General features: G+C 60.2%; 13 protein-coding genes. 7 read left to right on the top strand and 6 right to left on the bottom strand.

Translation table 11 applies throughout. The features are described 5' to 3' along the window. The first annotated feature begins 5 nt into the window (after positions 1–5). Positions 6–893, top strand: a complete 888-nt coding sequence (gene htpX, locus ACQ4OE_RS22490) for a protease HtpX (protein ID WP_122591957.1) — start codon at positions 6–8, stop codon at positions 891–893. Positions 894–1,091: 198 nt separating this feature from the next. On the opposite strand, the gene ACQ4OE_RS22485 is transcribed toward htpX, so the two are convergent. Further along, positions 1,092–1,739, bottom strand: a complete 648-nt coding sequence (locus tag ACQ4OE_RS22485; RefSeq protein ID WP_430947956.1) for a thiopurine S-methyltransferase — start codon at positions 1,737–1,739, stop codon at positions 1,092–1,094. A 102-nt stretch (positions 1,740–1,841) separates the two neighbouring features. Between ACQ4OE_RS22485 and ACQ4OE_RS22480 the strand changes: the two genes are divergently transcribed. Beyond that, the gene (locus tag ACQ4OE_RS22480; protein ID WP_430947955.1) at positions 1,842–2,609 is read left to right on the top strand and encodes a DODA-type extradiol aromatic ring-opening family dioxygenase; all 768 of its coding nucleotides are present in this window, start codon (positions 1,842–1,844) and stop codon (positions 2,607–2,609) included. A gap of 117 nt (positions 2,610–2,726) precedes the next feature. On the opposite strand, the gene ACQ4OE_RS22475 is transcribed toward ACQ4OE_RS22480, so the two are convergent. Next, complete coding sequence (locus tag ACQ4OE_RS22475) at positions 2,727–4,400, bottom strand: DEAD/DEAH box helicase (RefSeq protein ID WP_008088238.1); 1,674 nt, start codon at positions 4,398–4,400, stop codon at positions 2,727–2,729. Between the two features lie 424 nt (positions 4,401–4,824). Here ACQ4OE_RS22475 and ACQ4OE_RS22470 point away from each other — a divergent pair, with 424 nt between their 5' ends. Then, complete coding sequence (locus ACQ4OE_RS22470; protein WP_430947954.1) at positions 4,825–5,616, top strand: crotonase/enoyl-CoA hydratase family protein; 792 nt, start codon at positions 4,825–4,827, stop codon at positions 5,614–5,616. Between the two features lie 124 nt (positions 5,617–5,740). Here ACQ4OE_RS22470 and ACQ4OE_RS22465 read toward each other — a convergent pair whose 3' ends face one another. Continuing rightward, positions 5,741–6,496, bottom strand: a complete 756-nt coding sequence (locus ACQ4OE_RS22465; protein ID WP_430947953.1) for a spermidine synthase — start codon at positions 6,494–6,496, stop codon at positions 5,741–5,743. A 150-nt stretch (positions 6,497–6,646) separates the two neighbouring features. Here ACQ4OE_RS22465 and ACQ4OE_RS22460 point away from each other — a divergent pair, with 150 nt between their 5' ends. Next, on the top strand, positions 6,647–7,993 hold the full coding sequence (locus ACQ4OE_RS22460; protein ID WP_122591965.1) for a class II 3-deoxy-7-phosphoheptulonate synthase: 1,347 nt from the start codon (positions 6,647–6,649) through the stop codon (positions 7,991–7,993). Between the two features lie 100 nt (positions 7,994–8,093). Here ACQ4OE_RS22460 and ACQ4OE_RS22455 read toward each other — a convergent pair whose 3' ends face one another. Together ACQ4OE_RS22455 and ACQ4OE_RS22450 are read right to left on the bottom strand one after the other, a co-directional pair. Further along, positions 8,094–9,320 (bottom strand): winged helix-turn-helix domain-containing protein, encoded by a 1,227-nt coding sequence (locus ACQ4OE_RS22455; RefSeq protein WP_430947952.1) that lies wholly within the window; start codon positions 9,318–9,320, stop codon positions 8,094–8,096. A gap of 80 nt (positions 9,321–9,400) precedes the next feature. Beyond that, on the bottom strand, positions 9,401–9,616 hold the full coding sequence (locus tag ACQ4OE_RS22450; protein WP_430947951.1) for a DUF1127 domain-containing protein: 216 nt from the start codon (positions 9,614–9,616) through the stop codon (positions 9,401–9,403). A 96-nt stretch (positions 9,617–9,712) separates the two neighbouring features. Here ACQ4OE_RS22450 and ACQ4OE_RS22445 point away from each other — a divergent pair, with 96 nt between their 5' ends. Further along, on the top strand, positions 9,713–10,567 hold the full coding sequence (locus ACQ4OE_RS22445) for a LysR substrate-binding domain-containing protein (RefSeq protein WP_205933026.1): 855 nt from the start codon (positions 9,713–9,715) through the stop codon (positions 10,565–10,567). Here ACQ4OE_RS22445 and ACQ4OE_RS22440 read toward each other — a convergent pair. Then, positions 10,557–11,306: a sulfite exporter TauE/SafE family protein gene (locus ACQ4OE_RS22440; RefSeq protein ID WP_430947950.1), complete on the bottom strand. Its 750-nt coding sequence runs from the start codon at positions 11,304–11,306 to the stop codon at positions 10,557–10,559. The genes ACQ4OE_RS22445 and ACQ4OE_RS22440 overlap by 11 nt on opposite strands. Positions 11,307–11,414: 108 nt before the next feature. Between ACQ4OE_RS22440 and ACQ4OE_RS22435 the strand changes: the two genes are divergently transcribed. Both ACQ4OE_RS22435 and ACQ4OE_RS22430 read left to right on the top strand, forming a co-directional pair. Next, positions 11,415–12,371, top strand: coding sequence for a LysR family transcriptional regulator (locus ACQ4OE_RS22435; RefSeq protein ID WP_430947949.1), 957 nt, complete (start codon positions 11,415–11,417; stop codon positions 12,369–12,371). A gap of 72 nt (positions 12,372–12,443) precedes the next feature. Continuing rightward, the gene (locus ACQ4OE_RS22430; protein WP_430947948.1) at positions 12,444–12,899 is read left to right on the top strand and encodes a MarR family winged helix-turn-helix transcriptional regulator; all 456 of its coding nucleotides are present in this window, start codon (positions 12,444–12,446) and stop codon (positions 12,897–12,899) included. Positions 12,900–12,925: the final 26 nt, after the last annotated feature.

Below are 12,925 nucleotides of genomic sequence, written 5' to 3'. Positions count from 1 at the left end.
CAACCATGATGCGCATCCTGCTGTTTTTGGCCACTAACCTGGCGGTCGTGCTGATAGCCAGCATCACCCTGAGCCTGTTCGGCTTCAACGGGTTCATGGCGGCCAACGGGGTTGATCTCGACCTCAGTCAGCTGCTGGTTTTCTGTGCGGTCTTTGGTTTCGCCGGCTCGCTGTTCTCGCTGTTCATCTCCAAGTGGATGGCGAAGATGAGCACCGGTACCCAGATCATCAGCCAGCCACGTACTCGTCATGAGCAATGGCTGCTGCAAACGGTCGAGCAATTGTCCCGCGAAGCCGGGATCAAGATGCCCGAAGTCGGCATTTTTCCGGCCTACGAGGCCAACGCCTTCGCCACTGGCTGGAACAAGAACGACGCGTTGGTCGCGGTCAGCCAAGGCTTGCTGGAGCGTTTTTCGCCCGATGAAGTGAAAGCCGTGCTGGCCCACGAAATCGGTCACGTCGCTAACGGCGACATGGTCACGCTGGCGCTGATCCAGGGCGTGGTGAACACCTTCGTGATGTTCTTTGCGCGGATCATCGGCAACTTCGTCGACAAAGTGATTTTCAAGAACGAAGAAGGCCAAGGCATTGCCTACTACGTGGCGACCATCTTCGCCGAACTGGTACTGGGCATCCTGGCCAGTGCGATCGTCATGTGGTTCTCGCGCAAACGCGAATTCCGCGCCGATGAAGCCGGGGCACGCCTGGCCGGCACCAGCGCGATGATCGGCGCACTGCAGCGCCTGCGCGCCGAACAAGGTTTGCCGGTGCACATGCCGGACACCCTGAACGCCTTTGGCATCAACGGTGGCATCAAACAGGGCTTCGCCCGCATGTTCATGAGCCACCCGCCGCTGGAAGCGCGTATCGACGCATTGCGTCGTCGCGGTTGATCTGACCCGTGACAATGAAAAGGCCCGCAGTGATGCGGGCCTTTTTTATATCTCTGGATGATGCGTCGACTGTGCCGGCCCTTTCGCGAGCAAGCTCGCTCCCACAGGGTTACGCGGTGTTTGTGCGATCTTAGAAACAGCCCAAATCACTGTGGGAGCGAGCTTGCTCGCGAAGAGGCCAGTCAGTGCGACAAAAAGTTATCGGCCAGAAACGCGGTAAACCCGCTCCTCCAGCCGCGTCACGCCCGCCTGCAAGAACCTGCCACTCTCCGCCAACACATCCTGCTCTTCCAGCACCTGAACCTGCCACGCACCACCCAGCAATCGCCGAACCTCTTCATGCCCCACCGCAAACGGTGGCCCGGGCATCTGCGCCTGATCGTAATCCAGCGTAATCAACAACCCTTGCACACCCGGCGCCAGGATCTGTTGAAGATGCGCCGCATAGCGCTCGCGCATCGCCGGCGGCAAGGCAATCAACGCTGCCCGGTCATACAGCGCCGCACAGTCGGCCACGTCGCTCGGGGTCAGCGCGAAGAAGTCTCCGCACCAAAGCTCAATGGCCGCGCTGCGATAGACCTTGAATGCGCCTTTCTCGCTGATCTGAGGCTGAATCTGCTGCTCGCTGAAAAAATCCTCGATGGCCTTTTCCGACAGCTCAATTCCCAATACCTGATGGCCGCGCCCTGCCAGCCACGCCAGATCCAGACTTTTCCCACACAAAGGCACGAGCACTCGCGCCGTTGCCGGTACCGCCCAGTGTCGCTGCAAATAAGGATTGACGTCCGGCAAGTGAAAACCGATCTGCCCGGAATCCCACTTCTTGTACCAAAACTCAGGCTGCATGCCTCACTCCCAAAAAACCGATCAAAAAGCGTTAAAACTTATATTAGATTTCGATCGATGAACTGACCGAAGATGAATCATCTTAACGCTCAGGAACCCATCATGTTTCCCAGCCTGTTTATTTCCCATGGTTCACCCATGCTTGCGCTGGAACCCGGCGCCAGCGGCCCGGCGCTGGCGCGTCTGGCCGCCGAATTGCCGAAACCCAAAGCCATCGTGATCGTCTCCGCCCATTGGGAGAGCCACGAACTGCTGGTCAGCAGCCATGCGCAACCCGAAACCTGGCACGACTTCGGCGGTTTCCCCCGCGCGTTGTTTGAAGTGCAGTACCCGGCGCCGGGCGATCCGCAGCTGGCCTCGGAGGTCGCTGCACTGTTGACCGCGAACAACCTGCCCGCGCGCCTCGACCCGCAACGTCCGTTCGATCACGGCGTCTGGGTGCCGTTGTCGCTGATGTACCCGCATGCGGATATCCCGGTGGTGCAGGTCTCTCTACCGAGCCGTGGCGGCCCGGCGCTGCAAACCCGAGTCGGTCAGGCGCTGCAGGGTTTGCGCGATCAGGGCATTTTGCTGATCGGTTCAGGCAGCATTACCCATAACTTGCGCGAGCTGGACTGGCACGCCGGCCCCGAAAGCGTTGAACCGTGGGCGCGGGATTTCCGGGACTGGGTAATTGAGAAGTTGGCGGCTGACGATGAAGCAGCGCTGCATGATTATCGCCAGCAGGCACCGAATGCGGTGCGCAGCCATCCGAGCGATGAGCATTTGTTGCCGTTGTATTTTGCGCGGGGTGCGGGTGGGGAGTTCAGTGTGGCGCACAAGGGATTCACGATGGGTGCGCTAGGTATGGATATCTATCGTTTCGGCTGACGTCATCGCTGGCAAGCCAGCTCCCACAGGGTTTTGTGTAAGCCCAAACAACAGGCAAAAAAAATCCCCGAACCAGTCGGGGATTTTTTATGTGCGATCAATCAGCCCAGGGGCGGATCAATCTTCGCGATAGCGACGCAGTTTCAGCTGCTTACCGGCAACGCGAGTGTCCTTCAGTTTGGTCAGGAGTTTGTCCAGACCATCTTCCGGCAGCTCGACGAGGCTGAAGCTGTCACGCACCTGGATGCGACCGATCGCTTCACGGGCCAGACCGCCTTCGTTGAGGATGGCGCCCAGCAGGTTTTTCGCGGCGATACCGTCACGCGCACCCAGCGCGGTACGGCAACGAGCACGGCCTTCGCCCAGAGGCATTGGCGCGCGGCGCTCGCGGTCACCACGATCAGGACGATCACCGGTGCGCTCAGGACGGTCGCCACGCGGTGCGTTGTTCGGCACCAGTGGACGTTCCTTCTCGATCGCCGCCAGGTTCAGCGCTTGACCGTTGGTGGCTTTGCGCAGCAGCGCAGCAGCCAGTGCACGCGGAGTGCAGCCGATGTCTGCAGTCAGACGATCAAGCAGCTCACCGTGAGTCGATTCGGCATCAGCGACCAGCGGCGACAGGCTGTTGGTCAGTTTCTTGATGCGCGCATCGAGAACAGCCTGAGCATCCGGCAGGCGGACTTCAGCGACTTTCTGACCGGTTACACGCTCGATCACTTGCAGCATGCGGCGCTCACGTGGAGTCACCAGCAGCAGTGCACGACCTTCGCGACCGGCACGGCCAGTACGGCCGATACGGTGAACGTAGGACTCTGGGTCGTACGGCATGTCAACGTTGAACACGTGAGTGATGCGCGGAACGTCCAGACCACGAGCAGCAACGTCGGTCGCGACAACGATGTCCAGACGGCCATCTTTCAGCGAGTCGATGACGCGCTCACGCTGGTTCTGGGCGATGTCGCCGTTCAACGCTGCGGCTTTGTAGCCTTTGGCGTCGAGGGCGCTGGCCAGATCCAGGGTCGCTTGCTTGGTGCGCACGAACATGATCAGCGCGTCGAAATCTTCCACTTCCAGCAAGCTGAGAACGGCCGAAGTCTTCTGGTCAGCGTGAACCAACAGGTGAGCCTGTTCGATTGCGGTAACGGTCTGGGTCTTGGTCTGGATCTTCACGTGTTGCGGATCGCGCAGGTGGCGTTCGGCAATGGCGCGGATCGACTGCGGCAGGGTAGCCGAGAACAAAACGGTCTGACGAGTCGCTGGCAGAGCCTTGAAGATGACTTCCAGGTCATCCATGAAGCCCAGTTTCAACATTTCGTCAGCTTCGTCGAGAACCAGGTGGTTCACGGTCGACAGGACTTTTTCGTCACGACGCAGGTGGTCGCACAGACGGCCCGGAGTGGCGACAACGATCTGTGCGCCATTACGGATTGCTTTCAGTTGTGGGCCCATCGGCGCGCCGCCGTAAACGGCCACAACGGTAACGCCCGGCATTTGCTTGGCGTAGGTTTCAAAAGCGGTTGCTACTTGCAGCGCCAACTCACGAGTTGGCGCCAGGATCAGGGCTTGCGGTTCGCGCTTGGCAGGATCGATGCGGTGCAGAATAGGCAGTGCGAACGCGGCGGTTTTACCGGTACCGGTTTGCGCCTGACCGATCATGTCCTGGCCGGCCATGATGATCGGGATCGATTGCTGCTGAATCGCCGAAGGCTCTTCGTAGCCAGTCGCTGCGACGGCTGCAAGAATATTCGGATTAAGATTAAAAGCGGCGAATCCGCCGGTTTCCTGGGTCATGGGTCTGCCTCTAAGTGCATCCGCAAAGACCCATGCTCCAAAGCTGCGCATGCCGTGTTGAGACTCAAGAGTCGCCCTGGCAGCTTTGTCGGCGGGGATTTGCGAAAACGAATGAATGGAAAAAAAGAATCGTCCGGGAAGAGCCCGCAATGCGGACGTGCAGCCGAAGCTGACTTCGGGAAATTGCGCTACCTAAACGCGGCCCGGTTAAAGGCCGGCGCGCACTATACCGGATTTTGCCCAAAAAGGGAGCTTTTTTTATCGCCTGAATCCGTGTGTCACCGCCGTGTAACGGGGTTTTGCGGATAATCGCGTCAAGGTCTATTTTTCAAAGGCCCGGCCCTGCGGGCGATGACGCTTAAACGATTCACTGACATGCGGCATACCGTCGCTGCACCCGCCCTTCCCGCCCGAGGATTTAGCCATGAATCAGTCCTGCCCCGGCCGCGTCAGCCGTGAACGCCGTGGTCACGTCCATCTGATAGGCCTGGATCGAGCGGCCAAGCGCAATGCCTTCGACCTCGACCTGTTGAATGACTTGAGCCTGGCCTACGGCGAGTTCGAGGCCGACAGTGAGGCGCGGGTGGCGGTGGTCTTCGGCCATGGCGAGCATTTTACCGCCGGTCTGGATCTGGTGAATGCCAGCGGCGCACTTGCCCAAGGCTGGCAGGTTCCGACCGGTGGTTGCGATCCGTGGGGGGTGTTCGTCGGGCCACGTGTGAGCAAACCGGTGATCGTCGCTGCGCAGGGTTACTGCCTGACCATCGGCATCGAGTTGATGCTGGCCGCTGACATCAACCTGTGCGCGAGCAATACCCGCTTCGCCCAAATGGAAGTGCAGCGTGGGATTTTTCCTTTTGGTGGCGCGACTTTACGTTTTCACCAGATGGCCGGTTGGGGCAATGCCATGCGCTGGTTACTGACTGGCGATGAGTTTGATGCCCACGATGCGTTGCACTTGGGCTTGGTGCAGGAAGTGATGGCCAGTGAGGATCTGTTGCCGCGAGCGATTGCGTTGGCCGAGCGTATTGCCCGGCAAGCGCCGCTGGGGGTGCAAGCGACGTTGATGTCGGCGCGGCAGGCACGCTACGAGGGGGAGACAGCGGCAGCGCAAGGGTTGCCGGCGTTGGTGAAGAAGTTGCTGGCCACTGAAGATGCCAAGGAAGGGGTTCGGTCGCTGGTGGAGCGGCGACCCGGGATCTTCAAAGGGCTTTGAAAGATTCGCTGGCTGTGAGGCCGCTATCGCTAGCAGGGCTAGCTCCCACACTTGATTTGTGTCGTTCACAAAAGTCATGTGGGAGCCAGCCCTGCTGGCGATGGGGCCGGGACAGCTGAAGCGATTACGTCGCCGGACGAATCGCGTTGATCAACGACTGCAACGAATACCCCAATCGTGGCGCCAGTGCTTCGGCCCGGGCGGTCAGCGCCTGCATGTCCAGCGCCTGATCGAGGTCCGCCGGGACAATCAGGATCACATTGCCCTCCTTCACCGGCAGCTCCCAGTAATGCCGGTGATAGAGCCCGCGCAACAACGCCGCACCCAACGGCCTGCCATCGTCAGTGGCCCACTGATTGATCACCAGCCAGCCGCCCGGATTCAGGCGTTTCTGGCAATCACCGAGAAAACTCCAGGCCAGATGCCCGACGCCCGGCCCGACATCGGTGTACAGGTCGACGAAAATAAGATCCGCAGGCTCGGCGGTCGGCAACAACTCCAGCGCATCGCCGACGCGGATATACAACCGTGGATCATCATCCAGCCCGAGATATTCGATGGCCAGACGCGGCACGTCCGGGCGCAGTTCGATGGCTTCGACATCTTCCAGCGGCAGAAACTTGAGGCAGGCTTGCGTCAGCGTCCCAGCGCCGAGCCCCAGAAACAGCGCGCTCTCCGGCTGCTCATGGCACAACGCGCCGATCAGCATCGCGCGGGTGTAGTCGTATTCCAGCCAGCTCGGATCCGCGGTAAACACGCAGCTCTGCTCGATCGCATCGCCGAATTCGAGAAACCGGTAGTCAGCCACTTCCAGCACGCGAATCACGCCGAACTCGTCCTGTACTTCGGCGAGCAGATGCTCGACGCGCTCCTCAGTCATTTCGTCTCCTGATGGTCACCGGGCGCGGTGACGCGATGGCACCGCTGTGGCGCCGTGGCAAAGCGGCGATTGTCGGCGATGGGGCGGGAGCAGGTCACGCACTAATTGCTGCTAACATGGCCTTCCGTGCGTAGAACCTTAGAGACTGTGATGAGCCAACCCTGGAGCCCTGATAGCTGGCGCGCCCTGCCGATCCAGCAACAACCCCACTACCCCGACGCCGCGCACCTGCGCCAGGTCGAGCAAACCCTGGCGAGCTATCCGCCGTTGGTGTTTGCCGGCGAAGCGCGCGAATTGCGTCGACAGTTTGCCGAGGTCACTCAGGGCCGGGCGTTCTTGCTTCAAGGTGGCGATTGCGCGGAAAGCTTCGCTGAGTTCTCCGCTGCGAAGATTCGCGACACCTTCAAAGTGTTGCTGCAAATGGCCATCGTCATGACCTTCGCTGCCGGTTGCCCGGTGGTCAAAGTCGGGCGCATGGCCGGCCAGTTCGCCAAGCCGCGTTCGGCCAATGACGAAACCATCGACGGCGTGACACTGCCGGCTTATCGCGGCGACATCGTCAACGGCATCGGCTTCGACGAGAAGAGCCGCGTGCCGGATCCGGAACGTTTGCTGCAGTCCTATCACCAGTCCACCGCCACCCTGAACCTGTTGCGCGCCTTTGCCCAAGGCGGTTTCGCCGACCTGCACCAAGTGCACAAGTGGAACCTCGACTTCATCGCCAACTCGGCGCTGGCCGAGAAGTACAGCCACTTGGCCGACCGCATCGATGAAACCCTGGCGTTCATGCGCGCCTGCGGCATGGACAGCTCGCCACAACTGCGCGAAACCAGTTTCTTCACCGCCCACGAAGCGCTGCTGTTGAACTACGAAGAAGCCTTCGTGCGCCGCGACAGCCTGACCAACGATTACTACGATTGCTCGGCGCACATGCTGTGGATCGGCGACCGCACCCGTCAGCTCGACGGCGCGCACGTTGAATTCCTGCGCGGCGTGAACAACCCGATCGGCGTGAAAGTCGGCCCGAGCATGAATCCGGACGACCTGATTCGCCTGATCGACGTGCTCAACCCGGACAACGACCCGGGTCGCCTCAACCTGATCGCCCGGATGGGTGCGAACAAGGTCGGCGATCACCTGCCGGCGCTGATCCGCGCGGTGCAGCGTGAAGGCAAGCAAGTGCTGTGGAGTTCCGACCCGATGCACGGCAACACTATCAAAGCGAGCAGCGGCTACAAGACCCGCGACTTCGCGCAGATTCTCGGTGAAGTTAAACAGTTCTTCCAGGTGCATGAGGCGGAAGGGACTTATGCCGGCGGCATTCACATCGAGATGACCGGGCAGAATGTCACCGAATGCATCGGTGGCGCGCGGCCGATTACTGAAGATGGCTTGTCGGATCGCTATCACACGCACTGTGATCCGCGGATGAATGCCGATCAGTCGCTGGAGTTGGCGTTCCTTATCGCTGAGACCCTGAAGCAAGTTCGCCGCTAAGCCGCATCGCTGCCAATCGCTAGCAGGGCTAGCTCCCACAGAGTTTTGTGTAGGACACAGATCCAATGGGGGAGCCAGCCCTGCTGGCGATAGCGTCAGATCAGTCGCTCCCAATCTCTGCCAATGCCACCCGCAACCGCGCCGCACTCTCGCGCTGACAATTGAGCTGCACCCGCGCCAGCCCCAGCCAATCCGCCATCTGCCGCAGATTCAGCGCCAGCGCCAACATCCCTTGGTCATCCAACCCTTTTTCCTCTTCGTGCAGCGCATGCACCGCCAACCGCCCCGACGCCTGCTCGGCACGCAGATCAACTCTCGCGGCAATTCGCTCATTGTGTAAAAACGGCAACACGTAATAGCCGTAAACCCGTTTGTCCTGCGGTGTGTAAATCTCCAGCCGATAGCGGAAATCGAACAAACGCTCGGTCCGGCTGCGTTCCCAGATCAACGAATCGAAGGGCGACAACAACGCACTGGCGACAACCTTGCGCGGGACTTTCGGCTCCGGCAGGCAATAGGCGATCTGCCGCCAACCGGCGACTTCGCACATCTGCAATTGCCCCGCCTCGACCAATTCCGCCAGACGCGGACGCGCATCCGCCGGGTTCAAACGAAAGTAATCGCGCAGATCTTTTTCCGTGCCGACGCCCAACGCCTGTGCCGCATGCAACAGCAATCCACGTTGCGCTTCGGCTTCGTCGGGCATTGCCTGTTGCAGGATCGATGACGGGATCACCCGCTCCGGCAAATCATACAAACGCTCAAAACCGCGACGTCCCGCCACGGTCACTTCACCGGCAGCAAACAACCACTCCAGCGCGTGCTTTTCCGCACTCCAGTCCCACCACGGCCCGGCCTTGTCTTCACGGGTCGACAGACTGCCCGCACCCACGGCGCCCTGTTCTTCAACCGAGTTTAAAACCCGGCGAACAACGTCCTGCTGTTCACGGCCAAACTTGGCGAGTTGTTGATAAATATCTTCGCCGCGTTTAGCCCGCTGCATGCGCCAGGCCATCAGCGGGTACATCGACAGCGGCAACAACGACGCTTCGTGTCCCCAGTATTCAAATAACGTGCGTCGACGCCCCGAACTCCAGGCAGCCTGATCGAGCAAGTCAGAAGAATAGGAACCGAGACGGGAAAACAGCGGCAGGTAGTGCGAGCGCACCACGGCGTTGACGGAGTCGATTTGCAGCAGGCCCAGCCGTTCGATCAGCCGGTTGACGTGTGCAGCCTTGACGGTCGGCGGCTGGCGCCCGTTGAAGCCTTGGGCCGCCAGCGCCAGACGTCGCGCCTGTTTAAGGGAAAAGGATACTGTTGCGGGCATGAGCATCTCCTTGTCTGCTCGCAACCTACCTCACCAGAAGTTGGTTTGTGTAGCGCTCTGCTGATCATTTATGCAGCGGGTCATTTATGCATCGGATCGTCCCAGAACGGGCGCACGGCTTCGTGCTCAACATCGGCACGACTGACCCCGATGTCTTTCAACGCTTCGTCGCTCAGACTGGCCAGCAACTCGCGTTCGCGGTGAAGTTCGTACCAGCGGCTGAACTTGTGCAGCAGATCGGAAACGATATGGCCACTGTATTTTTCTTCGCTTGCATACGCTCTTTGACCTTTCATCGTGTTGCCCTCCATGTGGATGGCTCAAGTCTCGCGCCAGCGCTAAGATCAATCCAACGAATGTTTCTGATGGCATGCATCACGGAGATTCATCAATTGTCCGCCTACCCCAGTATCGATACCGATGTCCTGCGTACCTTCGTGGCGATTGCCGACCAGGGCGGTTTCACCCGCGCCGGCGAAATGGTCAATCGCACGCAATCGGCGGTGAGCATGCAAATGAAGCGGCTCGAAGAGGACGTGTTGCAGCGCCAGTTGTTCGAGCGCGACGGCCGCCAGGTGCGCCTGACCGCCGAGGGTCAGGTGCTGCTCGGTTACGCGCGGCGCATCCTCAAATTACACAGCGAAGTGTTCAACACGTTGCGCGAACCGCACATGGTCGGCACCGTGCGCATCGGCACGCCGGACGATTACGTGATGCGTTTTCTGCCGGGAATACTGTCGCGGTTTGCGCAGTTCTATCCGTTGATCCAGATCGAAGTGCATTGCGAATCGACCAAGCAACTGCTGCAACGCACGGATCTGGACTTGTCGATCGTCACCCGCGAGCCGGGCAACGAGATCGGCCAGTTGCTGCGCAAGGAACGTTTCGTCTGGGCTGAGGCGCAAAACTTCAGCGCCCACGAACAAACGCCGCTGCCGTTGGCAATGTTCAACAGTGACTGCTTCTGTCGTTTATGGGCGTGTAATGCGCTGGATGCGATGGGCCGCGATTACCGCATCGCCTACAACAGCACCAGTTTGTCGGCGCTGATGGCCGTGGTCAGCGCAGGTCTGGCGATCACTGCGCAACTGGAAAGCCTGATCACTCCGGACATGCGCATCCTCGGGGCTGCCGAAGATCTGCCGTTGCTGCCTGAGGCCAGCATCATGCTGATCCGCAACCTGAACCATCCGTCGCCGATCACCGAGTGCCTGGCCGAGCACATCGTCGAAGGTTTTAAACTTTAAACGCCAGCATCACCGCACACAGCACCAGAAAACCGCAGAACAGCCCGCGCAGGAGTTTTTCCGGCATCGCGTGGGCAACTTTCACGCCCCAACTGATACTGGCCAGACCACCGATGGCCAGCGGCAGGCCGATCATCCAGTTCACTTCGTAATGCACCGCATACGTCACCAGCGTCACGCCGGTGCTCGGCAATGCCAGGGCCAGCGACAACCCTTGAGCGACCACTTGGGTGGTGCCGAACAGGCTGGTCAACACGGGCGTTGCCACTACCGCCCCGCCGACACCGAACAGTCCGCCCATGGTCCCGGACGCCGCGCCAAGCACGCCGAGCCAAGGCCACGAGTAACGCATCTCGGACGTCGCGGCAGGCTGGCGACCAAACATCTTCAACAGGTTGTAGACCGACAGCACCACAAGGAAAGCGACGAAGCCGATGCGCATGGTTTGCGCGTCGATGCCGACGGCCCAGATCGAGCCGATCCAGGCAAAGCAGAATCCCATCAGCGCCAGCGGCAGCGCGTGACGCAGTTCGATGCGATTGCGTTGGTGGTAACGCCACAGCGCCAGCATCACGTTCGGCACGACCATGACCAGCGCCGTGCCTTGAGCGATTTGTTGATCCAGCCCGAACCAGACGCCGAGCAGCGGAATGGCAATCAGGCCACCACCGATACCGAAGATGCCGCCGAGTGTGCCAAGGGCAGCGCCGAACACCAGGTACAACAAAAACTCCATCACAGCCGAATTCCTCTCACGTCAGGCGATTCATCCTACGCAGTCGCGGCTGGCGGGGAAACGCATAGCAACGCACAATGGCTGTGCTGATTTCGCATAGGCATTGCGCTGATGAATCCCAATCAACTCACCGAACAACTCGGATTATTTCTCGATGTGTTGGAAAGCGGCAGCTTTTCCGCCGCTTCGCGCCGCCATCCACTGACACCTTCGGCGGTCGCTCGGCGTATCGACAGCCTGGAAAATGCGGTCGGCAGCCAATTGTTTGTCCGCAGTACCCACGCGGTGCGCGCCACGCCCGCCGGTTTGGCCTTTGCGGAGCGCGCACGACGGATCGTTGCCGAGCTGCAACTGGCCCGCGCCGAAGCCGTGTCACTGAGCAGTGCACCCGAAGGCTTGATCCGCATCGACGCGCCAGCGGCGTTCGGGCGACGGCATCTGGCGCCGGTGATTGCCGACTTTCTGGTTCTATATCCGGGGCTCGATGTGCAACTGCACCTGATCGACAGCTTCGTCGATATGGCCGGTTCGAACCTGGGCAAAGTTGATCTGGTGCTGCGGGCCGGGCAAATGGCCGATACCCGATTGGTCGCCACGCCGCTGGCCAGTATGGTCCGGATCGCCTGCGCCAGCCCGGACTACCTGAAGCGGCGTGGCGTCCCGAGTGATCCAGCGCAATTGATTGAGCATGACGGCCTCGACTGGGAAGGCTTGGCCCCGCCCTTCGCCTGGCGATTCGAATTGGACGGGCAACTGCAATTGCACCGGCCGGCGCGAATTCGTCTGAGCGCCAACAATGCCGAGGCGCTGGTCTGCGGTGCGTTGGCCGGGCTGGGAATCGCGCATTTGCCGACCTGGCTGGCGAGCGAATATTTACTACGCGGCGAACTGCTGCCTTTATTTTGCGAAAACGGTCTGCCGAAACCTGAGTCCACCGGCATCTACGCCCTGCGAATGGAACAGCAGACCAACTCACGCAGCCGCCTGTTGCTGGAATATCTCAAGACTCGCTTCAGCCCTGTGCCGCCGTGGGATCTTGCGCTGCAGCGGGATTTGCGGCGCCACTAGCGCTGGAGAATTATCTGGCGCATTAAAGATTCGGGCGCTAGATTCAGGACCATCACCGAACAAGGCTTTGACATGACTTCCGAACGCGACACCTGCGACGACCTTCTCCTGGACAATCAGGCGTGTTTCGCCCTGCATTCCACTTCGCTGCTGATGACCAAGGTCTACAAACCGCTGCTGCAAGCGCTCGGCCTGACCTATCCGCAATACCTGGCGATGATGGTGTTGTGGGAAAAGGACGGTTTGACAGTCGGAGAAATCAGCACTCGGCTACTGACGGACCCGGGCTCGCTGACGCCGCTGCTCAAGCGCCTGGAAGCTGAGGGGTTGCTCAGCCGTACGCGCAGTCGTGAAGATGAGCGGGTGGTGATTGTCGAGCTGACCGAGCAAGGCCGAGCGTTGAAAGAAAAGGCCCAGACGGTTCCGCAGTGCATTCTCGGCGCCAGTGGATTTTCTTTGGAACGTCTGCAAAATTTGCAATCAGAATTGCAGGCACTGCGTAGCCATTTGCAGAACAGCCTGATCTGACCTCTGCACTGTTCCCGGTGGGAGCG

The sequence above is a fragment of the Pseudomonas sp. WC2 genome, from assembly GCF_050586545.1.
Taxonomy (GTDB): Bacteria; Pseudomonadota; Gammaproteobacteria; order Pseudomonadales; family Pseudomonadaceae; genus Aquipseudomonas.
Note: the sequence above shows the minus strand (reverse complement) of the source record. Positions and strands in the feature narration are given on the sequence as shown.

Coding starts and splice junctions, on each gene's coding strand:
- htpX (WP_122591957.1), top strand. CDS start 6: ATGATGCGCATCCTGCTGTTTTTGGCCACTAACCTGGCGGTCGTGCTG.
- ACQ4OE_RS22485 (WP_430947956.1), bottom strand. CDS start 1,739: ATGCAGCCTGAGTTTTGGTACAAGAAGTGGGATTCCGGGCAGATCGGT.
- ACQ4OE_RS22480 (WP_430947955.1), top strand. CDS start 1,842: ATGTTTCCCAGCCTGTTTATTTCCCATGGTTCACCCATGCTTGCGCTG.
- ACQ4OE_RS22475 (WP_008088238.1), bottom strand. CDS start 4,400: ATGACCCAGGAAACCGGCGGATTCGCCGCTTTTAATCTTAATCCGAAT.
- ACQ4OE_RS22470 (WP_430947954.1), top strand. CDS start 4,825: ATGAATCAGTCCTGCCCCGGCCGCGTCAGCCGTGAACGCCGTGGTCAC.
- ACQ4OE_RS22465 (WP_430947953.1), bottom strand. CDS start 6,496: ATGACTGAGGAGCGCGTCGAGCATCTGCTCGCCGAAGTACAGGACGAG.
- ACQ4OE_RS22460 (WP_122591965.1), top strand. CDS start 6,647: ATGAGCCAACCCTGGAGCCCTGATAGCTGGCGCGCCCTGCCGATCCAG.
- ACQ4OE_RS22455 (WP_430947952.1), bottom strand. CDS start 9,320: ATGCCCGCAACAGTATCCTTTTCCCTTAAACAGGCGCGACGTCTGGCG.
- ACQ4OE_RS22450 (WP_430947951.1), bottom strand. CDS start 9,616: ATGAAAGGTCAAAGAGCGTATGCAAGCGAAGAAAAATACAGTGGCCAT.
- ACQ4OE_RS22435 (WP_430947949.1), top strand. CDS start 11,415: ATGAATCCCAATCAACTCACCGAACAACTCGGATTATTTCTCGATGTG.
- ACQ4OE_RS22430 (WP_430947948.1), top strand. CDS start 12,444: ATGACTTCCGAACGCGACACCTGCGACGACCTTCTCCTGGACAATCAG.